Raw genomic sequence first — 26,039 nt, 5'->3', positions numbered from 1 at the left:
AGCCCGATGAGCCAGGCGGCACAGAACCTGAACTGGTTGATCACCAACTTCGTGGACAACACCCCAGGGGTGTCCCACACGGTGGTGGTCTCCGCCGACGGCCTTCTTCTGGCGATGTCCGACGGATTCCCGCGCGACCGCGCCGATCAGCTGGCGGCCGTGGCCTCCGGTCTGACGTCGCTGACCGCAGGAGCCTCCCGCATCTTCGAGGGTGGCGCCGTCAACCAGACCGTTGTGGAGATGGACCGCGGGTTCCTTTTCCTCATGTCCGTGTCCGATGGATCGTCCCTCGCGGTGCTCGCGCACCCCGAGTGCGACATCGGTCTCGTGGGCTACGAGATGGCCCTCCTCGTGGACCGAGCAGGCAGTGTTCTCACTCCGGAACTGCGCTCGGAGCTGCAGGGAAGTCTTCTCAACTAGCAGACAGGCAGTGCGTTTCGCGTCATCGCACCATAGGGTGCGGTGGCGCGGTTCCACAGGGAGTACTGCGTTCTTGGAGTCGGAGGAGGAAACGTGACAACACCCGGAGGACATCCTTATGGCGGCGCGCAGCAGCCGCAGGGTGGGCAGCACGACCAGAACCGCTTCAACTTCCCCTCCGCTCCCAGCCGGCCGGTTCCGGAGCAGCACAATCCCTACCAGCAGCAGCCGTACGGCCAGCCCCAGCAGGCCCAGCCGCCCCACCGGCCCTCGCAGCAGCCCCTCCGGGGCCAGCAGCAGCAGGCCCCCAAGGCACACAACCCGCTGGTGCGTCCGTACGCGATGACCGGCGGCCGTACCCGGCCGCGCTACCAGCTCGCCATCGAGGCGCTGGTCAGTACCACGGCGGATCCCGCGCGTCTGCAAGGGCAGTTGCCCGAGCACCAGCGCATCTGCCGCCTGTGCCAGGAGATCAAATCCGTCGCGGAGATCTCGGCACTTCTCTCCATTCCTCTTGGTGTCGCCCGCATCCTCGTCGCCGACCTGGCGGAGGCGGGCCTTGTCGCCATTCACCAGCCCGGCGGCGACGAGTCTGCCGGCGGCCAGCCAGATGTGACACTGCTCGAAAGGGTGCTCAGTGGACTTCGCAAGCTCTAACGGCGGAGCGGCTCGCTCCACCACCTCCGCGAAGATCGTGGTGGCGGGCGGCTTCGGCGTGGGCAAGACCACGTTCGTCGGCGCGGTCTCCGAGATCAACCCGCTGCGCACCGAAGCCGTGATGACGTCCGCGTCCGCCGGCATCGACGATCTGACCCACACCGGGGACAAGACGACCACCACGGTCGCCATGGACTTCGGCCGCATCACTCTGGACCAGGACCTCATCCTGTACCTGTTCGGCACCCCCGGACAGGACCGCTTCTGGTTCATGTGGGACGACCTCGTCCGCGGCGCCATCGGTGCCGTCGTCCTGGTCGACACGCGGCGCCTGGCGGACTGCTTCCCGGCCGTGGACTACTTCGAGAACAGCGGCCTGCCGTTCGTCATCGCCCTCAACGGGTTCGACGGCCACCAGCCGTACACGCCGGAGGAGGTCCGCGAGGCCCTGCAGATCGGCCCGGACGCCCCGATCATCACCACCGACGCCCGCCACCGCGCGGACGCCAAGAGCGCGCTCATCACCCTGGTCGAGCACGCCCTCATGGCCCGCCTGCGGTAGGCACCGCGGTACGCACGCGAAAGGCCCCCGCACTCCGAGGAGTGCGGGGGCCTTTTCGGTCTGCTCCGGGAAGATCCGGTGAGGAGCGGGGCGTCCGGCGGGTCCGCCGGACGCTCCCTGCGCTCCTAGCCCTGCCAGCTGTGCGGGGCGCGGAAGCCGGGGGTGCGCTCCAGGCGCCGCCAGCGGGCCTGGGAGCCGATGCGGTGCACCGGACGGCCCTCGGGGGCGGAGGCGGCGCGGGCCAGCAGGATCGCGGTGATCGCGGCCAGCTCCTCGGGGGCGGCGTGGCCCTTTTCGACGCGCAGCAGGGTGTCGGCGGTCTTGGTCATGGGTGGCAGGTCTCCTTCGCTTTACTGCGGCGGGTTGCCGTGCTTGCGGGACGGCAGGTCGGCGTGCTTGCTGCGGAGCATCGCCAGGGCGCTGATCAGGGTCTCGCGGGTCTCCGCCGGGTCGATGACGTCGTCGACGAGACCGCGCTCGGCCGCGTAGTACGGGTGCATCAGCTCGGCCTTGTACTCCTTGACCATGCGCGCGCGCATCGCCTCGGGGTCCTCGGCCTCCGCGATCTGCTTGCGGAAGATGACGTTGGCCGCGCCCTCGGCGCCCATGACCGCGATCTCGTTCGTCGGCCAGGCGTAGGTGATGTCCGCGCCGATGGACTGCGAGTCCATGACGATGTACGCGCCGCCGTAGGCCTTGCGCAGGATCAGCGAGATCCGCGGGACGGTGGCGTTGCAGTACGCGTACAGCAGCTTGGCGCCGTGGCGGATGATGCCGCCGTGCTCCTGGTCGACGCCCGGCAGGAAGCCGGGGACGTCCAGCAGCGTGATGATCGGGATGTTGAAGGCGTCGCACATCTGGACGAAGCGCGCGGCCTTCTCGGAGGCCTCGATGTCGAGGACGCCGGCGAGGTGGGCGGGCTGGTTGGCGACGATGCCGACGACCTGGCCGTCGAGCCGGGCCAGGGCGCAGATGATGTTGCGGGCCCAGCGCTCGTGGATCTCCAGGAAGTCGCCTTCGTCGACGAGCTCCTCGATCACCTTGTGCATGTCGTACGGGCGGTTGCCGTCCGCGGGGACCAGGTCCAGCAGGACGTCCGAGCGCCGGTCGGCGGCATCGGAGGTCTCGTGGACCGGCGGGTTCTCCCGGTTGTTGGAGGGCAGCATCGAGATGAGGTAGCGCACCTCGGAGATGCAGGTCTCCTCATCGTCGTACGCGAAGTGCGCGACGCCGGAGGTCTCGGCGTGCACGTCGGCGCCGCCGAGGCCGTTCTGGGAGATCTCCTCACCGGTGACGGCGCGGACGACGTCGGGGCCGGTGATGAACATCTGCGAGGTCTCGCGGACCATGAAGACGAAGTCCGTCAGGGCCGGGGAGTAGGCGGCGCCACCGGCGCACGGGCCCAGCATCACCGAGATCTGCGGGATGACGCCCGAGGCCTTGGTGTTGCGCTGGAAGATGCCGCCGTAGCCGGCGAGCGCGGAGACGCCCTCCTGGATACGGGCGCCGGCGCCGTCGTTCAGGGAGACCAGCGGGGCACCGGCCGCGATGGCCATGTCCATGATCTTGTGGATCTTCGTGGCGTGGGCCTCGCCCAGGGCGCCGCCGAAGATGCGGAAGTCGTGCGCGTAGACGAAGACCGTGCGGCCCTCGACCGTGCCCCAGCCGGTGATGACACCGTCGGTGTACGGCTTCTTGCCTTCGAGGCCGAAGCCGGTCGCACGGTGGCGGCGCAGCTGCTCGACCTCCTTGAAGGAACCCTCGTCGAGCAGCAGCGCGATGCGCTCGCGCGCGGTCAGCTTGCCCTTGGCGTGCTGCGCCTCGGTCGCCCGGTCACTGGGTCCACGCCGCGCCTGCTCGCGCAGGGAGTGCAGCTCGGCCACGCGCCCGCGGGCGTCCGTCGGCTCGCTCGGAGTCTGGTCCACAACGGTCATGTATCGACCTTACGAAGCGGTCGAAGAAAAACCTCCGTTGATTCCACACAGTCTCGGAAGTGTTCCGCTGTCCGGGCCGGACAGAACCGCCACACGATGCGCGGACACCACCAGGCCGGACCCCTCTCCTTTGTCGAGGTTCCACAAAACGCCGACACACCCCGCGTAGATGTTGAAATTTGAACGGAATAGGTCTAGCGTCGTTCTCGTTGAAAGTTCAACCAAAGCGGGGCTCGACCGCCCCGCCAGCAACAGGGAGCACATCATGGGTCTCTTCAACCGCCGCAGCCAGACCGCCGACATCCAGGAGGGCGCCACCACCGTCGCCACCCTCGACGTGGACCCGGCCCTGGCCGCCCTCACCGGCGACTACGTCATCGACGCCGCCCACAGCAGCATCGGCTTCACCGTCCGCCACGCGATGGTGACCAACGTCCGCGGCAGCTTCGCCGACTACTCCGGCAGCCTGCAGCTCGACGGCGGCGACCCGGCCCGCTCCGCCGCCTCCATCGAGGTGAAGATCGCCTCCGTGGACACCGGCATCGCCGACCGCGACGGCCACCTGCGCAGCGGCGACTTCTTCGACGCCGACGCCTTCCCGCTGATGACCTTCCGCTCCACCGAGGCGGCCCAGCTCGGCGGCGACCGGTACCGCATCACCGGCGAGCTGACGATCAAGGACGTCACCCGTCCGCTCTCCATCGACCTGGAGTTCAACGGCTCGGCCACCGACGTCTACGGCAACGAGCGCGTCGGCTTCGAGGGCTCCGCCGAGATCCTGCGCTCCGACTGGGGCCTGACCTGGAACGCCGCGCTGGAGGCCGGCGGGGTCATGGTCAGCGACAAGGTGAAGCTGACCTTCGACATCTCGGCCATCAAGCAGGCCTGAACCGCCTGACGCCGCCGGGTCCCGGGGGCGGCACCGGGGGGTGACCCCCCTAGAAGCCGCCCCCACCGTCGAACCCGCCGCCGCCGTCGAATCCACCACCGCCGCCGAAGTCCCCTCCCCCGAAATCGGAGGAGTTGAAGTCGGCGCCGGAGTAGTCCCCGCCGTCGTAGCCGCCCATGTCGGAGGCGTAGGCGGGGCTCGACATCATCGAACCGAGCACCGTGCCCACGAGCAGGCCGGGCAGGATGCCGCCGCCGAAGTACCCGCCCGCCCAGGGCCCGTACGCCGGGCCCGCGTCGTAGTACGGGCGCGGCCCGTACTCGGTGTCGACCGTACGGACCATCGGGTCCTTGCCGTCGCGCAGCCGGACGGCGTCCGCCGCGCACACGGGGACGGTACGCACCGACCCGCCCGCCGGCGACCACGCCGCGTCCTGCGTGCTCGGCCCGTGCCGCGGGTCGAAGAAGCAGGGCGCGCGGCGCTCGGGCAGCGGCTTGCCCTGACGGCGGGCATCGAGGCCGGCCAGCGCGAACCGGCCGTCCTCCAGGGCCTGGGTGACCCCCTTGACCTCCTCGGGGTGTCGGACCGAGGCCATGATGTCCTTGGCCTTCTCGTAGGAGTCGAGGCCCTTCTCGTAGTCCGCGCGCATCGCGTCGTCCGCTCCGGGCTCACCGGGGTGGAAGTCCAGCCGGTCGAGCTCCTCGCCGAAGGCCGTGATGTCCTCGTCCACGACTACGCGCAGCTTCTCGATGGCCTCGCGCTCGGCCTCTTCCTTCTTCTTTCGGTTCCGGCGCACCAGCGCGTACGCACCGCCGCCGCCGATCACGGCCACCGCGCCGAGGGCGACCAGGCCGCCGACCGGAGTCCCGCCGTCGCCGCCGGTGTCACCCCAGGAGGCCGGGGCCCTGCCCTTGACCTGCGTCAGCGCCTGGTCCACGAAGTTGTTGAGTTCGGTGCTCGCGCCCACCGGCCCGCCGGCCTTCACCGCGTCCGTGAGGTTGCGGACGGCGCCCGGGGACATCACCGCCCGGTCGGCGCCCGCGTTGAAGCCGTCGCCGAGCCGGATCGCGTAGAGCCCGGTGATGCCGGTCTCGGTCCGGACCGTGCGCAGCACGCTGTCGGCGGGGAACTCGGAGCCGGCCGGCAGCACGGCGACGAACACCGGCTTGCCGGCGTCCTTGATCTTCTTCGCGAGCGCGTCCGCCTGGTCCTTCGACAGCTGCGCCTCGGCCCGGGGATCCACGTAGACCGGGCCCTGCTTGAGGGCCTCCGCCACGGCGGCGGGCCCGGTGGCCGCCGACGCCTGCGGGGCGGCCACGAGGGCGGTCGCGGACAGGGCCAGCAGCAGAGCGGCCAGCAGCCGACCGGGACGTACGGATATCAGCCTGGTCCTCATGCCTCGACGCTACCGGAACCGGCTCTTTCCTGTGTGAGCTGGACATAAACCCCACCGCCCCGGCCGCGACGGCCGGGGCGGTGGGGTTTCGCCCGCTACTCGGCGGGTTCGACGCCCGCGTGCAGCAGCCCGTACGTGAAGGCGTCCTCCAGGGCCTGCCAGGACGCGGCGATCACGTTCGGGGCGACGCCCACCGTGGACCACTCGCGGGTGCCGTCCGTGGTGGCGATCAGGACGCGCGTCGTGGACTCCGTGCCGTGCTTGCCCTCCAGGATGCGGACCTTGTAGTCCACCAGCTCGAACTTGGCCAGCTGGGGGTAGAAGCGCTCCAGTGCCACCCGCAGCGCCCGGTCCAGGGCGTTGACCGGGCCGTTGCCCTCCGCCGTGGCGACGATCCGCTCGCCCTTGGCCCACAGCTTGACCGTGGCCTCGTTGGCGTGGGTGCCGTCGGGGCGGTCCTCGACGATGGCGCGCCAGGACTCCGTACGGAAGTACTTGCGGGCGCGGCCCTCGACCTCGGCGCGCAGCAGCAGCTCGAAGGAGGCGTCGGCGGCCTCGTACGTGTAGCCCGAGAGCTCCCGCTCCTTGACCCGCTCGACGACCCGGGAGACCAGCGCGCGGTCCCCGCCGAGGTCGACGCCGAGCTCCTTGCCCTTGAGCTCGATGGAGGCGCGCCCGGCCATGTCGGAGACCAGCATCCGCATGGTGTTGCCGACCCGCTCGGGGTCGATGTGCTGGTAGAGGTCCGGGTCGACCTTGATGGCCGAGGCGTGCAGGCCCGCCTTGTGCGCGAAGGCGGAGACGCCGACGTACGGCTGGTGCGTGGACGGCGTCAGGTTGACGACCTCGGCGATGGCGTGCGAGATGCGGGTCATCTCGGCGAGCGCGCCCTCGGGCAGGACCCGGCGCCCGTACTTGATCTCCAGCGCGGCGACGACCGGGAAGAGGTTGGCGTTGCCGACGCGCTCGCCGTAGCCGTTCGCGGTGCACTGGACGTGCGTGGCGCCCGCGTCGACGGCGGCCAGGGTGTTGGCGACGGCGCAGCCGGTGTCGTCCTGGGCGTGGATGCCCAGGCGGGCGCCGGTGTCGGCGAGCACGGTCGCGACGACCGCGGTCACCTGGGCGGGCAGCATGCCGCCGTTGGTGTCGCAGAGGATGACGACGTCGGCGCCGGCCTCGTGGGCGGTGCGCACGACCGACTTCGCGTACTCGGCGTTGGCCCGGTACCCGTCGAAGAAGTGCTCGCAGTCGACGAAGACGCGGCGGCCCTGGGCGACCAGGTGGGAGACGGTGTCGCGGACCATCTCCAGGTTCTCCTCGAGCGTGGTGCGCAGGGCGAGCTCGACGTGCCGGTCGTGGGACTTGGCGACCAGGGTGATCACCGGGGCGCCCGATTCCAGCAGGGCCCGCACCTGCGGGTCCGCGGCGGCCGAGCCGCCCGCCCGCCGGGTGGCGCCGAAGGCGACCAGCTTGGCGTGCTTGAAGTCGATCTCGGCGCGGGCGCGGGCGAAGAACTCGGTGTCGCGGGGGTTGGCGCCCGGCCAGCCGCCCTCGATGAAGCCCACTCCGAAGTCGTCCAGGTGCCGGGCGATCGCCAGCTTGTCGGCGACGGTGAGGTTGATGCCCTCACGCTGGGCGCCGTCGCGCAGGGTGGTGTCGAAGACGTGGAAGCTGTCGTCGGGGCCCTGAGCGGCCGCTGTCGCCTCTGTCGTCGTCATGCTGATCTGACTCCTGTCGGATGAGTGGTTCCGGATTCCCGCCCCGAGGGGAGGGCGCCGCCACTGCCCCCATCATCGCGCGCGGTCCGGCCCCGGCAGGAATGGAGCGGGGAAACGAAAAGACCCCTCGCGGGTGCGAGAGGTCTGCGCGCGGGTCTGGGGCACGATGGCCGCCTGCCCGTAGGGTTTCCACGGTTCAGCGGCCACTGCGGACCGGCGCGCTGCTGTCCATAATCATGAGCTGAGCAGGCACGCCCGCAGTGTGTCACATCGTCTCACCGCGGGAGCATCGCGTCTCACGATACGAGAGCCTCGTCGAGGAATTCCGAGACGTGGGCCAGGATGTCCGCCCGCCCTATCCCGGGCAGGCCCACGGCGACCTGGATGCTGAACCCGTCGAGCAGGGCCCGCAGCCGGGCGCCGAAGCGGTCGGGGTCCACGGGCTTGAACTCCCCGCGCGAGATGCCCTCGGCGAGCAGGGCCACCAGGTCGCGGTGCCAGGCGCCCTCGATGGCGGCCTGGCGCTCGCGTTCCTGGGGGCCGGCGTTCTGCGAGCGGTTCCAGACCTCCAGCCACAGGGTCCAGTGCGGATCCCGGGCCTCCTCGGGCACGTACAGGTCCACGTAGGCCTGGAGCCGCTCGCGCGCCGAGCCGCTGCGGGCGAGCAGGGCGCGGCGGCGGGTTCCGAGGGCCGCCTCGCTCCACTCCAGCGTCTGCAGCAGGAGCTCGTCCTTGCTGCCGAAGTAGTAGAGGAGGTGGCCGCTGCTCATGCCGACCTGCCGGCCCAGCCCGGCCATGGTCAGGCCCTCCAGGCCGCGCTCGGCGATCGTGGCCATGGCGGCGACGAGTACGTCCTCGCGCGGCGGCGCGTTCTTCCGTACCGCACGCACTCCACCCGCCGCCATGGGCCACTCCTTCGTCGATCCGCCGCAGGTCAGACCTTCGGCTGCTGCTGGGTGATGCAGTGGATACCGCCACCCCCGGCGAAAATCGTACGTGCGTCAACCAGTGTCACGGTCCGCTCGGGGAACAGCCCGCGGAAGATCTCGGCGGCTTCCTCGTCGCGCGGGTCGTCGAAGGAGCACAGCACCACGCCGCCGTTGCACAGGTAGTGGTTGATGTAGGAGTAGTCCACCCACTCCCCGTCCTCCTCCAGCACGGTCGGCGCCGGGATCTCCACGACCTCCAGCAGCCGGCCCTGCGCGTCGGTGGAGGAGCGCAGGACGGCGGCGATGGTCTTGCAGCGCTCGTGGTCCGGGTGGGCCGGGTCGGGCTGGGTGTGGACCATCACCACGCCGGGGCGGGCGAAGGCGGCCACGATGTCCACGTGGCCCTGGGTGCCGTAGGTGCCGTAGTCGCCGGCCAGGCCGTACGGCAGCCAGATCGCCTTGGTGGTGCCGAGGTGGGCGTGGATCTCCTCCTCGACCTGCCTGCGGGTCCAGTCGGGGTTGCGCCCGGCGCCCAGCTGCACGGTGTCGGTGAGGAGCACGGTGCCCTCGCCGTCGACGTGGATCGCACCTCCCTCGTTGACCAGCGGGGTGCTGTACGTACGGGTGCCGGCCAGGTCCGAGACGTATCGGGCGATCTTGGAGTCGTGCTCCCAGCGGGCCCACTCCTGGGCGCCCCAGCCGTTGAAGGTCCAGTCCACCGCGGCCAGCTCGCCGGCCCCGTTGGTGACGAAGGTCGGGCCGATGTCGCGCATCCAGGCGTCGTCGAGCTCGCGCTCGACCAGCTGTACGTCCTCGCCGACCACCGCCCGGGCGCTCTCGGCGTCGCCGGGCGAGACGACGAGGGTCACGGGCTCGTACGAGCGCACCGCGCGGGCGACGGCGCCCCAGGCCTCGCGGGCCTCGGCGAGCTCCTGCTCGTTGGTGAAGGTGGGGTTGGGGCTGGGCCAGGCCATCCAGGTGCGCTCGTGGGGCGTCCACTCGGCGGGCATCCGGAAGCCGTGGTCCGTGGGCTTTGCAGTCATGGCAGGGGTCCTTACGGGCTTACAGGAAGTACAGGCGGTTGAGGGAGACCGAGTCGGCCGCTTCGGAGCGCAGCGGGTCGCCGTCGAGGGTGACCAGACCGCTGCGCGCGTCCACGTCGACCGCGCCCACCCGGGAGTTGAGCAGGAGGTTGCCGGGGCCGATGCCGCGCGTGCCGCGGACGGCGACGCGGCGCCGGCGGGTCGGCATCTCGTCGGCGCCGAGGGCCGCCGCGGCGGCCGAGACGAAGGCGACGGAGATGTCGGCGGCGGTGGCCCCGTACGAGCCGAACTGCGGGCCGAGGACCAGCGGTTCGCAGGTGTCGGTGGCCGCGTTGGGGTCGCCGGTGACCCCGTACGCGGGGAAGCCTGACTTGAGCACCAGCTGCGGCTTGGCGCCGAAGAACTGGGGGCGCCACAGGACGATGTCGGCGAGCTTGCCGACCTCGATGGAGCCGATCTCGTGGGCCAGGCCGTGGGCGATGGCCGGGTTGATGGTCAGCTTGGCCATGTAGCGCAGGACGCGGGCGTTGTCGTCGCCCTCGCCGTCGCCTTCGAGCGGGCCGAGCTCGCCCTTCATCTTCGCGGCCATGGCGAAGGTGCGGCGGATGGTCTCGCCGGCGCGGCCCATGCCCTGGGCGTCGGAGGAGGTGATGCCGATCGCGCCCAGGTCGTGCAGGACGTCCTCGGCGCCCATGGTGCCCGCGCGGATCCGGTCGCGGGCCATGGCGGCGTCGCCGGGGAGGTCCGGCTTCAGGTCGTGGACGGAGACGATCATGCCGTAGTGCTCGGCGACCGCGTCCCGGCCGAAGGGCAGGGTGGGGTTGGTGGAGGAGCCGATGACGTTCGGCACGCCCGCCATCTTGAGCACGTTGGGGACGTGTCCGCCGCCGCAGCCCTCGATGTGGAAGGCGTGGATGGTGCGGCCCTCCAGGACGCGCAGGGTGTCCTCGACGGACAGGCACTCGTTGAGGCCGTCGCTGTGCAGGGCGACCTGGACGTCGTGTTCCTCGGCCACGCGCAGCGCGGTGTCCAGGGCGCGGGTGTGCGCGCCCATGTCCTCGTGCACCTTGAACCCGGAGGCACCGCCCTCGGCCAGCGCCTCGATGAGCGGGGCCGGATCGGAGGAGGAGCCGCGGGCCAGGAAGCCGATGTTGACCGGCCAGGCGTCGAAGGCGTTGAAGGCGTGCTTCAGGGCCCAGGGGGAGTTGACGCCGACGCCCCACACCGGGCCGAACTCCTGGCCGATGATCGTGGTGACGCCCGCGGCGAGCGAGGCCTCCATGACCCGCGGGGACAGCAGGTGGACGTGGGTGTCGACGGCTCCCGCGGTGGCGATCAGCCCCTCGCCGGAGACGATCGACGTGCCGGTGCCGACGACCACGTCCACGCCGTCGAGGGTGTCCGGGTTGCCGGCCCGGCCGATCGCGTGGATGCGGCCCTCGCGGATGCCGACGGAGACCTTGCGGATGCCGAGGACGGCGTCGATGACCAGCACGTTGCTGATCACGACGTCGCAGGTCTCGCGGACCGCGGCGGCCTTCAGGTGCAGCCCGTCGCGCGCGGTCTTGCCGAAGCCGGCCAGGAACTCGTCGCCGGGCTTCTGGGAGTCGGACTCGACCCGGACGGTGAGCCCGGAGTCGCCGAGCCGGACCCGGTCGCCGGCGCGGGGCCCGAAGACGGAGGCGTACTCGTGGGGGTCGATGTGCCGGCTGCCCGGCGCACAGTGGTCGCTGTGCCTGGTCTGCTTGCTCACGCCTGCTCTCCCTCTGCCGCGTCGCCGATTCCGGTACCCAGGTAGCCGCAGGCCGCGGCGCGGCGCAGGGCCTCGTCCTTGGCCCCGGGGGCGTCCAGGGGGCCGTCGACCAGTCCGGCGAAGCCGATCGCGATGCGGTCGCCGCCGATGGGGACGAGGCCGACCTCGGCCTCGCCGTGCGGGTCGAACCGTACGGACGAGCCCGCGGGCACGCACAGCCGCATGCCGTAGGCCGCGGCGCGGTCGAAGTCGAGGCGGGGGTTGGCCTCGAAGAAGTGGAAGTGGGAGGTGACGCTCACCGGCACGGAGGCCGTGTTGCGCACGTGCAGGTGGAGCGCCGGCTCCGGCTGGGGGGCGCCGGGGCCCGGTACGACCGCTCCCGGGGCGTTCTCGCCGAGCGGCACCGCGCCCCGGATCGGGGCCGAGACCACCGCGAGGCGGGAGCCGTCGTCGAAGACGGCCTCCACGTGCACCTCGGTGACCACGTCGGCCACGCCGGGCAGCACGTCCGCCGGGCCCAGCACGCTGCGGGCCTCCTCGATGGCCTCCGCGAGCCGCTTGCCGTCGCGCGCGGCCTCGCAGACCGTGTCCGCGATGAGCGCGGTGGCCTCCGGGACGTTGAGCTTGAGTCCGCGGGCCCTGCGGGCCCTGGCCAGTTCCGCCGCGCTGCGCAGCAGCAGCCGGTCGCGCTCCGTAGGGGTCAGCCGCACGCCGATCCACCACCTTTTGAGTCGATGGGTTAGAGCATCACTCTAACTCTTCATTTCCCTGCAATGAAGCATTGACCTGGGACCAGGGGTTGGGTCACATTGAGTGTCGCTCAAACACATGTGAACCACCCCCCGCCCTGCCAAGGGAGTCCCCCCATGCCCATAGAACAGCGCGGAGTCGACACCATCCCCGAGGAGGAGCGGACGAGCGGTCCCCGTGACCTGATCTCGATCCTGCTCGGCTCCAACCTCTGCCTCGGTGTGATCGTGTTCGGCTGGCTGCCCCCGTCCTTCGGACTGGGTCTGTGGCCCTCGGTCACCGCCATCGTGACCGGCACGCTCGTCGGCATCGCCTTCACCGCGCCGCTGGCGCTGGTGTCCCTGCGCACGGCGACCAACCTCTCCACCTCCAGCGGCGCCCAGTTCGGCGTCCGCGGCCGGCTCGTCGGCTCGGTGGTCGGCCTGCTGCTCTCGCTCGGCTACACCGCCCTCACCCTGTGGATCGGCGGCGACGTCATGGTCGGCGTCCTGTCCCGGCTGACCGGGCTGCCGGACACCGGCGTCTCGCGGGCGGTGATGTACGGGGTACTGGCCGCCTGTACCGTCGTCGGGGCCGTCTTCGGCTACCGGCTGCTGCTGCGCATGAGCAAGGTGCTCTCCATCGGCATGGTGGTCCTGCTCGCCATCGGCCTCTTCGCCTACGCCCCCGACTTCACCACCGCCGCCCCGCCGCAGACCTCGTACCTGCTCGGCTCCTTCTGGCCGACCTGGCTGCTCGCCGCCGTCGCCGCCGGGCTCAGCGGGCCCGTCGCCTTCATCACCCTGCTCGGCGACTACACCCGCTACATCTCCCCCCGCAGGCACGGCTCGCGCAAGGTGTTCTGGTCCACGGCCCTCGGCCTGCTGATCGGCCTGCTGATCCCGCAGCTGTTCGGCACCTACACCGCGCTCGCCGCCAAGGCCGGTGCCGACTACGCCGGGCCCCTCGTCGAGGCCGCGCCGTTCTGGTACCTGCTCCCGCTGCTCGCCGCCGCGGCGGCCGGCTCGGTGGGCAACGCCGGGCTGATGCTCTACTCCATGGGCCTCGACCTCGACGCCATCGTGCCCCGGGCCACCCGCGCCAAGGCCACGCTGGTCGCGGCCGCCGTGGCCACCGCGTTCGTCTTCATCGGCTCCTTCGAGTGGGACGTGCAGTCCGCGATGACCTCGTTCGTCCTGCTGCTGACCGCGATCGGCACCCCGTGGGCCGTGATCACCCTGATCGGCTACGTCCGCTGCCGCGGGCAGTACGACGCCGACGCGCTCCAGGTCTTCAACCGCCGCTCGGTGGGCGGGATCTACTGGTACCGCGCCGGCTGGAACGTGGCCGCCACCGCCTCCTGGGCCGTGGGCGCCGGAACCGGCCTGCTCGCCGTGACCACCCCCTTCTACGAGGGCCCGCTGCTCGCCCTGACCGGCGGTGTGGACTGCTCCTTCGTCCTGTCCGGTCTGGTCGGCGGCCTGGTCTACACGGCCCTGACCGCACGGCGCTCCCCCACCGCGTCCCCGGCCGCGGAGCCGGCCGCACCGGCCGACCGGGTCGCGGTCGCCGCCGACTGACGGCGGGCACCGGGACCGGTGCGCGGCGCGGGCCCCGGGAGGACGTCCTCCCGGGGCCCGCGTGGCCGTCGCCGTCGCGCGCTAACGGCAGTTGTTCGCGGTCGTCGCCTGGGCGGCCGCGGTGTCCAGCGCCTGGATCTGCGGCTGGAGCTGGGTGATCGCGTCCTTGCCCGTGGTGTCGCCCGGAAGGTCCTCGTAGGCCTTCTTCAGGTTCTCCGCGGCCGTCGTGACGGCGTCCTTCTCGGCCGACTTCAGTGCCGAGCTGCTCTCCTTGACCTTCTTCCAGTCGGCCTGGACGGCGTCGTACGCCGACTTCAGCTGGTCCTTGGTGGCAGTGGCCGGGTTCAGCGCCTTGAGCGCGGCGTTGTCCGACTTCAACTGGACGAGGTTGGTGCACAGCGCGGCACTGGCCGACGAGGCTGCCTCCGCCGGCGTCGTGTCGTCGTCGCTGGAGCATGCCGAGGCGCCGAGTACCACGGCCGCGCACAGCAGGCCGGAGGCAACGAACCGCTTCATGGGGATCCGCCTTCCCGCCGGCCGCATCGGCCGACGCACGAGAGATTCACGCCACTGGGACGTACCGTGCCGCCCGGGACCGGGGTCCGGCACCGCATGGGCAGGCGCGATCAACGTCGCACGCCGGTACGTCCACCGCACTTCCGAACGGACCGCGCCCACGCGCCCCCGCGCGGCGGCGGGCGGGGCCGCGACACCGGCGGGCACTGGCGCGGGCGGCCCCCGCGGCCCCCGGCGGGCGGCGCCGGCCGACAGCGGCGGCGTACCCCCGTACGGGTGAGGCGGCCTGCCCGCACCGCCCGGCCGGGCCCCGGACGAAGAAGAGGTCCCGGCCGACCGGCCGGGACCTCTTCTTCGTGACGGGCGCGCCGCGGACCTAGCCGAGCGGGTGCATCCAGCCGTGGGTGTCGGCGGTGCGGCCGGTCTGGAGCTCCAGCAGCGCCTTGCGGAGCTTCATGGTGACCTCGCCGGGCTCGCCGGTGCCCTGGGTCCAGTTGGCGCGCTCGGACTTGACCGAGCCGACCGGGGTGATGACCGCGGCGGTGCCGCAGGCGAACACCTCCGTCAGGGTGCCGTTCTCGTTGTCGCGCTTCCAGTCCTCGGTGGAGATACGTCCCTCCTCGGCGGTGTAGCCGAGGTCGCGGGCGATGGTGAGGAGGGAGTCGCGGGTGATGCCCGGCAGGAGCGAGCCGGTGAGCTCCGGGGTGACGATGCGGTCGCCGTACACGAAGTACAGGTTCATGCCCCCCATCTCCTCGATCCAGCGGTGCTCGACGGCGTCGAGCCAGACCACCTGGTCGCAGCCGTGCTCGGCGGCCTGGGCCTGGGCCACGAGGGAGGCCGCGTAGTTGCCGCCGGTCTTGGCCGCACCCGTACCGCCCTTGACGGCGCGGACGTACTCCTCCGAGAGCCAGACGGAGACGGGCTTGACGCCACCGGGGAAGTACGCGCCGGCGGGCGAGGCGATGACCATGAAGAGGAACTCGTTGGCCGGGCGGACGCCGAGGCCGACCTCGGAGGCGAACATGAAGGGCCGCAGGTACAGGGAGGCCTCGCCGGAGTCCGGGACCCAGGCGCGGTCCTGCTTGATCAGCGCGTCGCAGGCCTCGATGAAGAGGTCGGCCGGCAGCTCCGGCATGGCCATGCGGCGGGCGGAGGCCTGGAAGCGCTCGGCGTTGGCCCGCGGGCGGAAGGTGGCGACGGTGCCGTCGGGCTGCCGGTAGGCCTTGAGGCCCTCGAAGATCGTCTGCGCGTAGTGCAGGGTCATGTTCGCCGGGTCCATCGACAGCGGCGCGTACGGGACCAGCTCGGCGTCGTGCCAGCCGCGGCCCTCGGTCCACTTGATCGTCACCATGTGGTCGGTGAAGTGGCGGCCGAAGCCGGGGCTGGCCAGGATCGCCTCGCGCTCCGCATCGGACAGCGGGTTCGAGGAGGGCTTGAGCTCGATCGTGGGCGTCGTCATGAGTGCTTGTCCTTCACCGGTTTCGTAGGGCGGACCGCGCTCACGGCGTACCAGGACGTCCGAGCTTCCCCGCATTCCGCGGTCTCGCGTTCGATTATCGCGCGCGAGGTGCCTTCGGAGAAGCAGGGGTGAAGCGGAGTGAATGCGGCCCAGGGGAGATGGTGGCACCCGGGACCGCACAGGAAAAGCCGCCGGGTGCGTCGTGCGCGCGACCCGGCGGCTTCCTGAGGTGGAGCTGCCGGGTCAGCCGGCTACTCGGGCGGCGAGGGCGTCGCCGATCTGCTCGGTGGAGCGGAAGGTGCCGTCGCGCTCCGCGAGGTCGGCGGAGACCGCGTCCTCGATGCGGGCGGCGCGGTCCTCGTGGCCGAGGTGGCGCAGCAGGAGGGCGACCGACAGGATCGTCGCGGTCGGGTCCGCCTTGCCGGTGCCGGCGATGTCCGGGGCAGAGCCGTGGACCGGCTCGAACATGGACGGGAAGGTGCCGGTCGGGTTGATGTTCCCGGAGGCGGCGAGGCCGATTCCGCCGGTCACGGCGGCGGCCAGGTCGGTGAGGATGTCGCCGAAGAGGTTGTCCGTGACGATGACGTCGAAGCGCTCGGGCTGCGTGACGAAGAAGATCGTCGCGGCGTCGACGTGCAGGTAGTCGGTGGTGACCTCGGGGTACTCCCGGCCGACCGTGTCGAAGATGTTCTTCCACATGTGGCCCGCGTACACGAGGACGTTGTTCTTGTGGACCAGCGTCAGCTTCTTGCGGGGGCGGGAGTTGGCCCGCTCGTACGCGTCGCGGACGACGCGCTCCACGCCGTACGCGGTGTTGATGCTGACCTCGGTGGCCACCTCGGCGGGCGTACCGGTGCGCAGGCTGCCGCCGTTGCCGGTGTACGGGCCCTCGGTGCCCTCGCGGACCACGACGAAGTCGATCTCCGGACGGCCGGCGAGCGGGGTGGCCGTGTTGGGGAAGAGCTTCGACGGACGCAGGTTGATGAAGTGGTCGAAGGCGAAGCGGAGCTTCAGCAGCAGGCCGCGCTCCAGCACGCCGGACGGGACCGACGGGTCGCCGATGGCACCCAGCAGGATCGCGTCGTGGTGCTTGAGGGCTTCGAGCTCCGCGTCCGGGAGGGTCTCACCGGTGCGGTGCCAGCGGCGGGCGCCGAGGTCGTACTCCTTGGTCTCCAGCTTCACATCCTGGGGCAGGACCGCGGTAAGGACCTTGAGGCCCTGAGCCACGACTTCCTGGCCGATGCCATCACCGGGGATCACTGCGAGATTGATGCTGGTCGACATGTCGGAACCGTACTCCCGGTCCCAGCCCTCGGTCATATTGCGTCCACCATGTGGACCAATCCGACCGAGGGCCGGGGGCTGCTCAGTGGCCGGTCGAGCCGCCGTTGTCCCGGCGGTCGAGGGCGCGCTGGAGGGCGGCCGCGGCGTTCTTGCGGTCGGCGTCGGCGGTGGAGGAGTGGCGGACGCGGCGGGCTGCGGTGGATGCGGTCATGGTGATCGACTCCTTGAGATCACGGCGTGGCGGGGCCACGGATGAGGGGTTCCTTCAAGGCGCCGGAAGAGGCGGGGAGCGGTGCGCGGCAGGGGTTGCCTGCCCAAGGGCGCGCGCTCTCGACCGCCATTCGCCGGATCGGCGAGACGTTCGGCTTCTACAAAGCTAGGGCAGCTCCCGTTGTATGTCTCCGCAATTAGTCGGGCTTCCTACTATCTGAGACGGGCAAGCCCTCGGAAGGCCCCTTCGCGGAGCTCCGATTCAGGCCTTCTCGGAGCGAAGTTCCCTGATCAGAGCCCGTACAGCGAGAGTCGAGGCGGATTCCGGCGTGGTGACGTATCCCACGCGTCTCACCGGCCCCGAAGGGCCCAGTCCGGTGATGTCCACGGCGTCCGTGGCCTCCCGGAGCGACAGCTCGGGCAGGATCGCCATGCCGAGCCCGCGCCCGACCATGGTCAGCACCATCCCGTCGTCCTCCGCCTTGACCGTGGCGCGCGGGATCCAGTCCTGGGCGCGCCACCAGTCGCGGGTGTACGAGCCGCAGTTCTCGTCCCAGTCCAGCAGGGGCAGCGCCTTCGGGTCCGGGTGTCCGGCCGGGTGGACCAGGGCGTACGCCTCCTCCCGGAGCACCCCGGTCAGCAGGCCGGCCGCTCCCCCGCCCGGCGCCGCGGTCCCGGTCCCGGTCCCGGTCCCGTTCAGCGTCGCGATGCCCAGGTCGGCGCGGCCGGCGGCCACCTCCCCCGCCGTGCCGGCGCCGAGCTCGCGCACCACCCGGACCTCGGGGCGGATGCCGGGGTGGCGGGCCGTGAGCCGCTCCAGGGCCGGGGGCAGCAGGTGCAGGGCCGCGCTGCGGAACGCGGCGATGCGCAGCACGCCCTCGGCGGTGTCCCCGGCCCGGCCGCCGGCGCCGCGCACCTCCGCGCCGAGGACCTCGTACAGGCGCAGGATCCGGCGGGCGAGGGCGACCGCCCGCTCCCCCGCCGGGGTGGGCGAGGCTCCGGTGCGCCCGCGCTCGAAGAGGACCGCGCCGACCTTGGCCTCGCTGCCGCGCACCGAGTGCGAGACGGCCGACTGGGTGAGGCCGAGCCGGGCGGCCGCGGCGGAGAAGCCGCCGGTCTCGGCGACGGCGACCAGGACCCGCAGTTCGTGCGGAGCGAGCTCGGCCACAGTGGCTCTCACCTCGTTCTATGAGCGGTGTTCATGGATGTGCGGCTTCCATGAACGCAACCCCCTGCCCGGGCCGGTGATTCCTTCCTAGCGTCCTCGCCATGACCACGAACCGCACCGCTCACGCCGTCCACCTGACCGCCCGCCCCGCCGGCTTCCCCGTCGCGACCGATTTCGCGTACGTCGAGACCCCGGTCCCCTCCCCCGCTCCGGGCACCGCCCTGGTGCAGAACCTCCTGCTCTCGGTGGACCCGTACCACCGCGGGCTGATGGACGGCGGCGAGGGCGGCTTCGAGCTCGGCACCCCGCTGGAGGGCCGCTCGGTGGGCCGGGTGCTGGCCTCCCGCGATCCGGGACTGCGCGAGGGCGACCTCGTCTTCCACCGCGAGGGATGGCGCACGCACGCCCTCGTCACCCTCGGCGCGAACGGCACCCGCAAGCTCCGCGGCCACGCGGGCGTCCCGCTGGAGGCGTACCTGAGCATCCTCGGCGGCACCGGCCTGACCGCGTACGCGGCCCTCACCCGGACCGCCGCGCTGCGCGAGGGCGAGGACCTGTTCGTCTCGGCCGCGGCGGGCGGGGTCGGCACCGCCACCGGGCACATCGCGCGCCTGCTGGGCGCCGGCCGGATCATCGGCAGCGCGGGCTCGGCGGCCAAGGTCCGCCACCTGACCGGCGTGCTCGGCTTCGACGCGGCGTTCGACTACCACGACGGGCCGGTCGGCGAGCAGCTCGCCGCGGCCGCGCCCGACGGCATCGACGTGTACGTGGACAACGTCGGCGGGGACCACCTGGCGGGCGCGATCGACGTGCTGCGCGAGTACGGGCGGATCGCCTGGGTCGGCGGGATCTCGATGTACAACGGGGACCGCTCGCCGGCGGCGCCGCGCAACCTCTTCGAGGTCGTCCACAAGTCGCTGCGCCTTGAAGGGGTATTGGTTCGAAATCACACCAATTTGCAGGAGGAGATGGAAGACTTCCTGGTCCCGCACCTGCAGAGCGGCCGGATCGGCACCGACACCACCGTTGTCCAGGGAATCGATCACACGGTGGACGCCTTCCTGGGCATGCTCCGAGGCGACAATCTGGGCAAAATGCTGGTCCGTCTCGGGGACTGAATCCAGCCAACCGGATGTTCACCGACTTCTTACCGCACGGATGTAGACCTTTGGCCCGGCGCCCGCCACTCTTTCCGTCAATGTGCCAGCGGGGCACTTGAGTTGGAGGCGAGTAGCCAGTGACACCGATCAGCCGCAGAGGTTTCGTGGGAATCGGCGCCGGGCTGATGGCCGGGGCCGCCCTGCCGGCGATCGCGCCGACGTCGGCGGCCGCTGCCGCCGCGACCGGCACGATCACCGACGTGAAGCACGTGGTGATCCTGATGCAGGAGAACCGCAGCTTCGACCACTACTTCGGCAGGCTGAAGGGTGTCCGCGGCTTCGGTGACCGCGCCGCCGGCAACATCCCGGGCGGCTGGGGCACGTTCAACCAGCCCAACTGGGGCGGTCGCCAGTACCCCTGGAAGCTCAGCTCCACCCCCGCTGCCGGCGGTGTCGACGGCGAGACCCTCGCCCAGTGCAACGGCGACCTCCCGCACAGCTGGACCTCGCAGCACGCCGCCTGGAACAAGGGCCGCATGGACAACTGGGTCACCGGCGTCGGCAACACCCGCACCCTCGGCTACCTCGACCGCGGGGACATACCCTTCCACTACGGGCTCGCCGACAACTACACCGTCTGCGACGCGTACTTCTGCTCCACGCTGAGCGCGACCGGCCCCAACCGCACCTTCCTGTGGAGCGGCAAGGTCGACGCGGGCAGCAAGGACGGCGGCGACGAGTCCGGGCTGACCTGGGAGACGTACGCGGAGGCCCTCCAGCGGGCCGGCATGAGCTGGAAGGTCTACCAGAACGCCCAGGACAACTACGGCGACAACGGTCTGGCCTACTTCAAGAAGTTCACGGACGCGGCGCCCGGCAACCCGCTGTGGGACCGCGGCATGGGCTCCGTCCCGAAGGTCACCGGCTCCACCCCCGACGACATCGCGGCCGCCATCCGCGCGGACGTCGTCGCGGGCACCCTGCCGCAGGTCTCCTGGGTCGTCGCGAACGAGGCCTTCTCGGAGCACCCGTACGCCCCGCCCGGCGACGGCGCGCACTTCGTGGACCTGGTCTACCGGGCACTGTCCGCGAACCCCGAGGTCTTCGACTCCACCGTCCTCTTCCTCAACTACGACGAGAACGACGGGTTCTTCGACCACGTCCCGCCGCCCGTCGCCCCGCCCGGCACCCCGGGCGAGTACATCGACGGCACCCCGATCGGCCTCGGCTTCCGCGTACCGATGATCGTCATGTCCCCGTGGACGCGCGGCGGCTGGGTGAGCTCGGAGGTCTTCGACCACACCTCGGTGCTGCGCTTCATGGAGAAGTGGACGGCGGCCCTCGGCACCCCGGCGAGCTGCCCGAACATCAGCGCCTGGCGCCGCAAGGTGACCGGCGACCTGACCGGCGTCTTCGACTTCGCGCGCCCGGTGTACGGGGTGCCGGCCGGGCTGCCCTCGACCGCGAAGGTCATCGGCCAGTCGACCTGCGGCCCGCTCCCCAACCCGGCGCCGCAGGACAACGCGCTCCCGGCCCAGGAAGCCGGCACCCGTCCGGCGCGGGCCCTTCCGTACCAGGTGAACGGCAACCTGGACCGGTTCGAGTTCGGGGCGGCCGGCAAGATCCTGGCCTGGTTCTCGATGACCAACCAGGGCGCGCAGGCGCAGCAGGCGGCGCACTTCTCGATCCACCCGCACCAGTACCGGGACACCGCGGCCTGGCAGTACACGGTCGACGCGGGCGCGACGGCGACGGACTACTTCAACATCGGGCTCGGCAGCGGCTCGGGCAAGTACGACATCTCGATGTACGGCCCGAACCGCTTCCTGCGCCGCTTCATCGGCGACGCGTCGAAGGCGGGCAAGGCGATCGAGGCGGCGGCCCGCTTCGCGGTGGAGCCCGGCACGGGCAAGACGGCGGTCTACTTCAAGATGACGAACACCTCGGCCGCGCCGGTCACCTTCACGATCCGCTCGAACGCGTACCGCTCGGACGGCCCGTGGACGTACACCGTCCCGGCGAACTCCTCGCGCGAGGACTACTTCAACGCGGTCGCGTACAACAACGGCTGGTACGACTTCACGATCCTCGCGGACAACGACGGCACCTGGTCGCGCCGCTACACGGGACACATCGAGACGGGCGCGCCGAGCATCTCGGGCTGACGGTCTACAGCACGTCCCCGTCACGCCAGTCGAAGTCGAGCCGCCCGGCGGGATCCTCCAGGACCCCGCCGGGCGGGAGCCACACGTACGTCGACCCCTCCTCGTCGGGCAGCCGCACCGGCCCGGCGGGTGAGAGCGCCCCGATCCGCCCGCCCCACACGGCCCATCCGCGCGCCGCGTACAGCCGGGCCCCGTCCTCGGAGGCCGACAGCGCCCCGAGTGCGTAGGCCCGCCCGATGACGCCCTCCAGCGCGTCCATGACCCGCCCGCCGAGGCCCCGGCCGCGCCGGTCCGGCCGTACGGCGACGGCCTCGACGTATCCGGTCCGCAGCGCCCGGCCCCGGTGGAGGACCCGCCGCTGCACCACGCTCCCGTGCGCGACGATCTCCCCGCCCTCGCGGACGAGGGCGTGCATGCCGCCGAGCGCGTGCTCGAAGTCCTCGTCGGCGAAGTCCCCGCCGAAGGCCGTGTCGAGCAGCTCCCGCACCTCGTCGAGCTCGCCGTTCCCGAGCTGGGAGGTGTGCTTCAGCAGTACGTCCATACGGCGAAGCTATCAACGGTCCCGGGAAAGGCCGGAAATGCGCGAGGACGACCGGAACGGGTCCTGGCGCGGTCCCGGTCCCCGCGTGAGGATCGGTCCATGCCGCCCGAGACCGAACAGCAGTGGACCCCGACCCACGGCGAGCCGTACCGCCCCGCCGCCTACCGGCCCGCGCGGATGCCGGGCGCCCAATCGCTCGCGCGGGCCGCGGAGCTGCGCGGGCGGATGGACGCACGGCGCACCGTGCGGCACTTCTCCCCCGACCCCGTGCCCGAGCAGGTCGTACGCGACGCGGTCGCCTGCGCCGCGACCGCCCCCTCCGGGGCCCACCAGCAGCCGTGGACCTTCGTCCTGGTCAAGGACCCGGCGGTGCGCCGGCAGATCCGCGCGGCCGCCGAGCAGGAGGAGCAGCTGTCCTACGACGGCCGCCTCGGCGACGAGTGGCTCGCCGCCCTGCGCCCGCTGGGCACGGACGCGGTCAAGACCCACCTCACCGACGCCCCCGCCCTGCTCGTCGTCTTCCAGCAGCGCTACTGGCTCGGCCCGGACGGCGCCAGGCGCAAGCACTACTACGTGGACGAATCGGTCGGCATCGCGGTCGGCATGCTCCTGACCGCGCTCCATCTCAGCGGCCTCGCGGCGCTGGTCCACACCCCGAGCCCGATGCGCTTCCTCTCCCACGTGCTGCACCGCCCGGAGAACGAGAAGGCCTTCGCGGTCATCCCCATCGGCTACCCGTCCGACGACTGCGAGGTCCCGGACCTGACCCGCAAATCCCTCGACCAGGTCATGACCGAGGTCTAGACCCGGCCGCGGTCTCGTGGATGCGGGTCAGGAGGGCGGTCAGCTGTTCGCGTTCCGCCGGGGTCAGGGGGGAGAGGAACGCGGCGTTCGCCGTTTCGGCCAGGGCGGCGCACCGGGTGAGGGCGGCCTCGCCCGCCGGGGTGAGGGTGACGGCGTTCTTGCGGCGGTCCGCCGGGTCCGGCGTGCGCAGGAGGAGGCCGGCGCCTTCGAGGTGGTTGAGGAGCCCGACCAGGTCCTTGGGGTCGATCCCGAGCCGGCGGCCGAGTTCGGCCTGGGCCACCGGGCCGTACTCGTCGGTGGCCGCCAGCACCGCGTGGTGCGCGAGCTTCAGGCCCTCCGCGGCGAGCGCCTCGGCGACCAGGGCGCGGCCGCGCGCCGCGACCCGCCCGACGAGCCAGCTCGGGAGGGTCTGGATGTGTGCGAGGGCCGAGGTCATGGACCCAGCCTAGCAATTCGTTGGGAGTCCCCACGATCTCGTATATCGTTGGGACTCCCAACGAATACGCCCGGTCCGGGAGGTCCTGTGCTGCGCATCCGCCACGAAGTCAACGGCGGCCCCGACGTGTTGTTCGCCGAGGAGGCGGCCGTGCCCGCGCCCGGCCCCGGGGAGCTGCTCGTCGCCGTGGAGGCCGTCGGGGTCACGCTGCCCGTCGTGCGCAAGGTGCGGGAGGGCGCCGGGGCGACACCGCTCGGCGGGGAGGTCGCGGGGACGGTCGCGGCTCTCGGCGAGGGCGTGCGGGGCTTCGCGATCGGCGACCGGGTCACCGGGCTGTGCTTCGGCCACGGGTACGCCGAGTACGCGCTCCTCGCGGCGCCCTTCGCCTCCGCCGTCCCCGACGGGGCCGGCTCCGCGGACGCCGTCGCGCTCGTGCGCAGCGGGCTCGTCGCCCAGGGCGTCCGGGAGGCCGGGCAGATCCGGCCCGGGGAGTCCGTGCTGGTCACGGCCGCCGCGAGCGGGGTCGGCAGCCTCGCGCTCCAACTGGCCCGGGCGGGCGGGGCGGGGCGGCTGGTCGCCGCCGTCTCCCGTCCCGAGAAAGCCGCCTTCGTACGCGGCCTCGGCGCCGACGAGGTGGTCCTCTACGAGGACCCGGCCGCCTGGGGCGACCCGTACGACGTGGTCCTCGACGGGGTCGGCGGCGAACTGCTCGGCCCCGCCGTGCGGGCCCTGGCCACGGGCGGCCGGCTGGTCGCGTACGGCTCGGGCGGCGGCACGGTGGAGGCGTACGAGCTGCTGGTGCGCGGCGCCTCGGTGACCGGCTTCCAGATCCGGGCCGTCGCACAGGGCCGGCCCGAGGTCTTCGAGGGCTGGCGGCGCGAGCTGTGGGAGGCGTACGCGGACGGCTCGCTGCGCCCCGCCGTGCACGGGGAGATCCCGCTGGCCGAGGCGGCCCGTGCGCACGCGCTGATCGAGGAGCGGCGCAATCTCGGCAAGGTGGTCCTGATCCCCTGACCGAACGGGGGTGGAACTGGGACCGCCCCCGATCCGGACTTGGGGGTACCGGAACGGGGGCGGGGTTCAGAAGGGGGCCGGGATCAGCCCATGTGCGGGTACGCGTAGTCCGTCGGCGCGACCAGCGTCTCCTTGATGGAGCGCGTCGAGGTCCAGCGCATCAGGTTCGACGCGGCGCCCGCCTTGTCGTTCGTACCCGAGGCACGGCCGCCGCCGAAGGGCTGCTGGCCGACCACGGCGCCGGTCGACTTGTCGTTGATGTAGAAGTTGCCCGCCGCGAAGCGGAGCTTCTCCATCGCGTCGGCGGCCGCGTAGCGGTCACCGGCGATGATCGAGCCGGTCAGCGCGTACGCCGAGACGGACTCCATCTGGGCCAGCATCGCGTCGAACTCGGCGTCCTCGTAGACGTGAATGGCCAGGATCGGGCCGAAGTACTCGGTCGTGAAGACCTCGTTCTCCGGGTCGGTGCACGCGATGACGGTCGGGCGGACGAAGTAGCCCTCCGAGTCGTCGTACGTGCCGCCGGCGATGATCTCGCAGGTCGGGTCGGCGATCGCACGGTCGATCGCGGCCTTGTTCTTGGCGAACGACCGCTCGTCGATGACGGCGCCGATGAAGTTGGTCAGGTCGCGGACGTCACCCATGGTGATGCCGTCGACCTCGGCCGCGAAGGCCTCCTTGAAGCCGTCGTTCCAGATCGAGGCCGGGACGTAGGCGCGCGAGGACGCCGAGCACTTCTGGCCCTGGAACTCGAAGGAGCCGCGGGTCAGGGCGGTCTTCAGGACGGCGCGGTCCGCGGACGGGTGCGCGACGACGAAGTCCTTGCCGCCGGTCTCGCCGACCAGGCGCGGGTAGGACTTGTAGTTCTCGATGTTGTTGCCGACCGTCTTCCACAGGTACTGGAAGGTCTTGGTCGAGCCGGTGAAGTGGATGCCGGCCAGCTCGGGGTGGTTCAGGGCCACCTCGGAGACGGCGATGCCGTCGCCCGTCACCAGGTTGATGACGCCCTTCGGCAGGCCGGCCTCCTCCAGGAGCTCCATCAGGAGGACCGCGGAGTGGGTCTGCGTCGGGGACGGCTTCCACACGACCACGTTGCCCATGAGGGCGGGGGCGGTCGGCAGGTTGCCGGCGATCGCCGTGAAGTTGAACGGCGTGATCGCGTAGACGAAGCCCTCGAGCGGGCGGTGGTCGCTGCGGTTCCACACGCCGGCGGAGTTCGCGACCGGCTGCTCGGCCAGGATCTGGCGGGCGAAGTGGACGTTGAAGCGCCAGAAGTCGACGAGCTCGCACGGGGTGTCGATCTCGGCCTGCTGCGCGGTCTTCGACTGGCCCAGCATGGTGGAGGCGGCCAGCTTCTCGCGCCACGGGCCGGACAGCAGCTCGGCGGCGCGCAGGATGATCGCGGCGCGGTCGTCGAAGGACATCGAGCGCCAGGCCGGGGCGGCGGCCAGGGCGGCGTCGACAGCCTCCTGGGCGTCGGCCTGGGTGGCGTTCGCGTACGTGCCGATGACCGACTTGTGGTCGTGCGGCTGCACGACGTCGAAGCGCTCGCCGCCGCCCATCCGCTTGACGCCGTTGATCGTCATGGGCAGGTCGATCGGGTTCTCGGACAGCTGCTTCAGCTGCGTTTCGAGGCGCGCGCGCTCCGGGGTGCCGGGGGCGTACGAGTGGACCGGCTCGTTGACCGGCACGGGGACCTGGGTCACAGCATCCATGGGGCTGGTAACTC

The 26,039-nt window shown here is 71.6% G+C and carries 25 protein-coding genes; 9 read left to right on the top strand and 16 right to left on the bottom strand.

Going from position 1 to position 26,039, the window contains the following annotated elements:
* Positions 1 to 6 precede the first annotated feature (6 nt).
* The 3 genes from ACFYZS_RS03245 to ACFYZS_RS03235 all read left to right on the top strand — a co-directional run bounded on the left by ACFYZS_RS03245 (position 7) and on the right by ACFYZS_RS03235 (position 1,639).
* Positions 7 to 420: a roadblock/LC7 domain-containing protein gene (locus ACFYZS_RS03245; protein ID WP_008739857.1), complete on the top strand. Its 414-nt coding sequence runs from the start codon at positions 7 to 9 to the stop codon at positions 418 to 420.
* 93 nt (positions 421 to 513) lie between these two features.
* Positions 514 to 1,077 (top strand): DUF742 domain-containing protein, encoded by a 564-nt coding sequence (locus ACFYZS_RS03240; RefSeq protein ID WP_389006186.1) that lies wholly within the window; start codon positions 514 to 516, stop codon positions 1,075 to 1,077.
* Entirely contained in the window at positions 1,058 to 1,639 is a 582-nt protein-coding gene (locus ACFYZS_RS03235) for an ATP/GTP-binding protein (protein WP_037792108.1), read from the top strand. Before ACFYZS_RS03240 ends, ACFYZS_RS03235 begins: the two co-directional genes overlap by 20 nt.
* A 125-nt stretch (positions 1,640 to 1,764) precedes the next feature.
* Here ACFYZS_RS03235 and ACFYZS_RS03230 read toward each other — a convergent pair whose 3' ends face one another.
* The gene (locus tag ACFYZS_RS03230; protein ID WP_389006184.1) at positions 1,765 to 1,968 is read right to left on the bottom strand and encodes an acyl-CoA carboxylase subunit epsilon; all 204 of its coding nucleotides are present in this window, start codon (positions 1,966 to 1,968) and stop codon (positions 1,765 to 1,767) included.
* A 21-nt stretch (positions 1,969 to 1,989) separates the two neighbouring features.
* Positions 1,990 to 3,573 (bottom strand): acyl-CoA carboxylase subunit beta, encoded by a 1,584-nt coding sequence (locus ACFYZS_RS03225; protein WP_389006182.1) that lies wholly within the window; start codon positions 3,571 to 3,573, stop codon positions 1,990 to 1,992.
* 265 nt (positions 3,574 to 3,838) lie between these two features.
* On the opposite strand from ACFYZS_RS03225, the gene ACFYZS_RS03220 reads away from it, so the two are divergent.
* Positions 3,839 to 4,462 (top strand): YceI family protein, encoded by a 624-nt coding sequence (locus ACFYZS_RS03220; RefSeq protein WP_389006180.1) that lies wholly within the window; start codon positions 3,839 to 3,841, stop codon positions 4,460 to 4,462.
* A gap of 49 nt (positions 4,463 to 4,511) precedes the next feature.
* Here ACFYZS_RS03220 and ACFYZS_RS03215 read toward each other — a convergent pair whose 3' ends face one another.
* From ACFYZS_RS03215 to ureA, 6 genes are all read right to left on the bottom strand, one after another.
* Positions 4,512 to 5,858 carry a hypothetical protein gene (locus ACFYZS_RS03215; RefSeq protein ID WP_389006178.1) on the bottom strand — a complete coding sequence of 449 codons (1,347 nt, stop codon included), beginning with the start codon at positions 5,856 to 5,858 and terminating at the stop codon, positions 4,512 to 4,514.
* A 95-nt stretch (positions 5,859 to 5,953) separates the two neighbouring features.
* On the bottom strand, positions 5,954 to 7,576 hold the full coding sequence (cimA, locus tag ACFYZS_RS03210; RefSeq protein WP_389006176.1) for a citramalate synthase: 1,623 nt from the start codon (positions 7,574 to 7,576) through the stop codon (positions 5,954 to 5,956).
* A gap of 296 nt (positions 7,577 to 7,872) precedes the next feature.
* Positions 7,873 to 8,481 carry a TetR/AcrR family transcriptional regulator gene (locus ACFYZS_RS03205; RefSeq protein ID WP_389006174.1) on the bottom strand — a complete coding sequence of 203 codons (609 nt, stop codon included), beginning with the start codon at positions 8,479 to 8,481 and terminating at the stop codon, positions 7,873 to 7,875.
* Between the two features lie 29 nt (positions 8,482 to 8,510).
* A complete protein-coding gene (locus ACFYZS_RS03200) occupies positions 8,511 to 9,548 on the bottom strand; it encodes an agmatine/peptidylarginine deiminase (protein WP_389006172.1) in 1,038 nt (345 codons plus the stop codon).
* A 19-nt stretch (positions 9,549 to 9,567) separates the two neighbouring features.
* Positions 9,568 to 11,301, bottom strand: a complete 1,734-nt coding sequence (locus tag ACFYZS_RS03195) for an urease subunit alpha (RefSeq protein ID WP_389006170.1) — start codon at positions 11,299 to 11,301, stop codon at positions 9,568 to 9,570.
* Positions 11,298 to 12,011, bottom strand: coding sequence for an urease subunit gamma (ureA, locus tag ACFYZS_RS03190; protein WP_389006168.1), 714 nt, complete (start codon positions 12,009 to 12,011; stop codon positions 11,298 to 11,300). The genes ACFYZS_RS03195 and ureA overlap by 4 nt, the downstream gene beginning before the upstream one ends.
* Positions 12,012 to 12,167: 156 nt before the next feature.
* Between ureA and ACFYZS_RS03185 the strand changes: the two genes are divergently transcribed.
* A complete protein-coding gene (locus ACFYZS_RS03185) occupies positions 12,168 to 13,610 on the top strand; it encodes a cytosine permease (protein ID WP_389006166.1) in 1,443 nt (480 codons plus the stop codon).
* Between the two features lie 81 nt (positions 13,611 to 13,691).
* Here ACFYZS_RS03185 and ACFYZS_RS03180 read toward each other — a convergent pair whose 3' ends face one another.
* The 5 genes from ACFYZS_RS03180 to ACFYZS_RS03160 all read right to left on the bottom strand — a co-directional run bounded on the left by ACFYZS_RS03180 (position 13,692) and on the right by ACFYZS_RS03160 (position 18,250).
* A complete protein-coding gene (locus tag ACFYZS_RS03180) occupies positions 13,692 to 14,126 on the bottom strand; it encodes a hypothetical protein (protein WP_389006164.1) in 435 nt (144 codons plus the stop codon).
* A 376-nt stretch (positions 14,127 to 14,502) separates the two neighbouring features.
* Positions 14,503 to 15,588: a branched-chain amino acid aminotransferase gene (locus tag ACFYZS_RS03175; protein ID WP_389006162.1), complete on the bottom strand. Its 1,086-nt coding sequence runs from the start codon at positions 15,586 to 15,588 to the stop codon at positions 14,503 to 14,505.
* Between the two features lie 243 nt (positions 15,589 to 15,831).
* A complete protein-coding gene (locus ACFYZS_RS03170) occupies positions 15,832 to 16,872 on the bottom strand; it encodes a 3-isopropylmalate dehydrogenase (RefSeq protein WP_389006160.1) in 1,041 nt (346 codons plus the stop codon).
* Between the two features lie 82 nt (positions 16,873 to 16,954).
* On the bottom strand, positions 16,955 to 17,083 hold the full coding sequence (locus tag ACFYZS_RS03165; RefSeq protein ID WP_266625109.1) for a hypothetical protein: 129 nt from the start codon (positions 17,081 to 17,083) through the stop codon (positions 16,955 to 16,957).
* A 261-nt stretch (positions 17,084 to 17,344) separates the two neighbouring features.
* On the bottom strand, positions 17,345 to 18,250 hold the full coding sequence (locus ACFYZS_RS03160) for a LysR family transcriptional regulator (RefSeq protein ID WP_389006158.1): 906 nt from the start codon (positions 18,248 to 18,250) through the stop codon (positions 17,345 to 17,347).
* Between the two features lie 101 nt (positions 18,251 to 18,351).
* Between ACFYZS_RS03160 and ACFYZS_RS03155 the strand changes: the two genes are divergently transcribed.
* Complete coding sequence (locus tag ACFYZS_RS03155) at positions 18,352 to 19,368, top strand: NADP-dependent oxidoreductase (RefSeq protein ID WP_389006156.1); 1,017 nt, start codon at positions 18,352 to 18,354, stop codon at positions 19,366 to 19,368.
* Between the two features lie 119 nt (positions 19,369 to 19,487).
* Positions 19,488 to 21,515, top strand: coding sequence for a phosphocholine-specific phospholipase C (locus ACFYZS_RS03150; protein ID WP_389006154.1), 2,028 nt, complete (start codon positions 19,488 to 19,490; stop codon positions 21,513 to 21,515).
* 4 nt (positions 21,516 to 21,519) lie between these two features.
* Here the strand turns inward: ACFYZS_RS03150 and ACFYZS_RS03145 are convergent, their stop codons facing one another.
* Positions 21,520 to 22,056, bottom strand: coding sequence for a GNAT family N-acetyltransferase (locus tag ACFYZS_RS03145; RefSeq protein ID WP_389006152.1), 537 nt, complete (start codon positions 22,054 to 22,056; stop codon positions 21,520 to 21,522).
* Between the two features lie 99 nt (positions 22,057 to 22,155).
* Here ACFYZS_RS03145 and ACFYZS_RS03140 point away from each other — a divergent pair, with 99 nt between their 5' ends.
* The gene (locus ACFYZS_RS03140) at positions 22,156 to 22,860 is read left to right on the top strand and encodes a nitroreductase family protein (RefSeq protein ID WP_389006150.1); all 705 of its coding nucleotides are present in this window, start codon (positions 22,156 to 22,158) and stop codon (positions 22,858 to 22,860) included.
* Here the strand turns inward: ACFYZS_RS03140 and ACFYZS_RS03135 are convergent.
* Positions 22,844 to 23,296 (bottom strand): MarR family winged helix-turn-helix transcriptional regulator, encoded by a 453-nt coding sequence (locus ACFYZS_RS03135; RefSeq protein ID WP_389006148.1) that lies wholly within the window; start codon positions 23,294 to 23,296, stop codon positions 22,844 to 22,846. The genes ACFYZS_RS03140 and ACFYZS_RS03135 overlap by 17 nt on opposite strands.
* Positions 23,297 to 23,383: 87 nt before the next feature.
* Here ACFYZS_RS03135 and ACFYZS_RS03130 point away from each other — a divergent pair, with 87 nt between their 5' ends.
* On the top strand, positions 23,384 to 24,310 hold the full coding sequence (locus tag ACFYZS_RS03130; RefSeq protein ID WP_389006146.1) for a zinc-binding alcohol dehydrogenase family protein: 927 nt from the start codon (positions 23,384 to 23,386) through the stop codon (positions 24,308 to 24,310).
* A gap of 83 nt (positions 24,311 to 24,393) precedes the next feature.
* Here the strand turns inward: ACFYZS_RS03130 and pruA are convergent, their stop codons facing one another.
* The gene (gene pruA / locus ACFYZS_RS03125) at positions 24,394 to 26,025 is read right to left on the bottom strand and encodes an L-glutamate gamma-semialdehyde dehydrogenase (RefSeq protein ID WP_389006144.1); all 1,632 of its coding nucleotides are present in this window, start codon (positions 26,023 to 26,025) and stop codon (positions 24,394 to 24,396) included.
* Positions 26,026 to 26,039 lie beyond the last annotated feature (14 nt).

The organism is Streptomyces sp. NPDC001903, assembly GCF_042891345.1.
Taxonomy (GTDB): Bacteria; Actinomycetota; Actinomycetes; order Streptomycetales; family Streptomycetaceae; genus Streptomyces.
The sequence above is the reverse complement of the archived record's forward strand: the minus strand, read 5'-3'. Positions and strand labels throughout refer to the sequence as shown.

Excerpts from the sequence above, each read along its gene's own strand:
- ACFYZS_RS03170 (WP_389006160.1), bottom strand. The coding sequence starts at position 16,872 with ATGTCGACCAGCATCAATCTCGCAGTGATCCCCGGTGATGGCATCGGC.
- pruA (WP_389006144.1), bottom strand. The coding sequence starts at position 26,025 with ATGGATGCTGTGACCCAGGTCCCCGTGCCGGTCAACGAGCCGGTCCAC.
- ACFYZS_RS03155 (WP_389006156.1), top strand. The coding sequence starts at position 18,352 with ATGACCACGAACCGCACCGCTCACGCCGTCCACCTGACCGCCCGCCCC.
- ACFYZS_RS03220 (WP_389006180.1), top strand. The coding sequence starts at position 3,839 with ATGGGTCTCTTCAACCGCCGCAGCCAGACCGCCGACATCCAGGAGGGC.
- ACFYZS_RS03200 (WP_389006172.1), bottom strand. The coding sequence starts at position 9,548 with ATGACTGCAAAGCCCACGGACCACGGCTTCCGGATGCCCGCCGAGTGG.
- cimA (WP_389006176.1), bottom strand. The coding sequence starts at position 7,576 with ATGACGACGACAGAGGCGACAGCGGCCGCTCAGGGCCCCGACGACAGC.
- ACFYZS_RS03205 (WP_389006174.1), bottom strand. The coding sequence starts at position 8,481 with ATGGCGGCGGGTGGAGTGCGTGCGGTACGGAAGAACGCGCCGCCGCGC.
- ACFYZS_RS03215 (WP_389006178.1), bottom strand. The coding sequence starts at position 5,858 with ATGAGGACCAGGCTGATATCCGTACGTCCCGGTCGGCTGCTGGCCGCT.
- ACFYZS_RS03245 (WP_008739857.1), top strand. The coding sequence starts at position 7 with ATGAGCCAGGCGGCACAGAACCTGAACTGGTTGATCACCAACTTCGTG.
- ACFYZS_RS03145 (WP_389006152.1), bottom strand. The coding sequence starts at position 22,056 with ATGGACGTACTGCTGAAGCACACCTCCCAGCTCGGGAACGGCGAGCTC.
- ACFYZS_RS03230 (WP_389006184.1), bottom strand. The coding sequence starts at position 1,968 with ATGACCAAGACCGCCGACACCCTGCTGCGCGTCGAAAAGGGCCACGCC.
- ACFYZS_RS03225 (WP_389006182.1), bottom strand. The coding sequence starts at position 3,573 with ATGACCGTTGTGGACCAGACTCCGAGCGAGCCGACGGACGCCCGCGGG.
- ACFYZS_RS03175 (WP_389006162.1), bottom strand. The coding sequence starts at position 15,588 with ATGACGACGCCCACGATCGAGCTCAAGCCCTCCTCGAACCCGCTGTCC.
- ACFYZS_RS03180 (WP_389006164.1), bottom strand. The coding sequence starts at position 14,126 with ATGAAGCGGTTCGTTGCCTCCGGCCTGCTGTGCGCGGCCGTGGTACTC.
- ACFYZS_RS03140 (WP_389006150.1), top strand. The coding sequence starts at position 22,156 with ATGCCGCCCGAGACCGAACAGCAGTGGACCCCGACCCACGGCGAGCCG.
- ACFYZS_RS03165 (WP_266625109.1), bottom strand. The coding sequence starts at position 17,083 with ATGACCGCATCCACCGCAGCCCGCCGCGTCCGCCACTCCTCCACCGCC.
- ACFYZS_RS03135 (WP_389006148.1), bottom strand. The coding sequence starts at position 23,296 with ATGACCTCGGCCCTCGCACACATCCAGACCCTCCCGAGCTGGCTCGTC.
- ACFYZS_RS03185 (WP_389006166.1), top strand. The coding sequence starts at position 12,168 with ATGCCCATAGAACAGCGCGGAGTCGACACCATCCCCGAGGAGGAGCGG.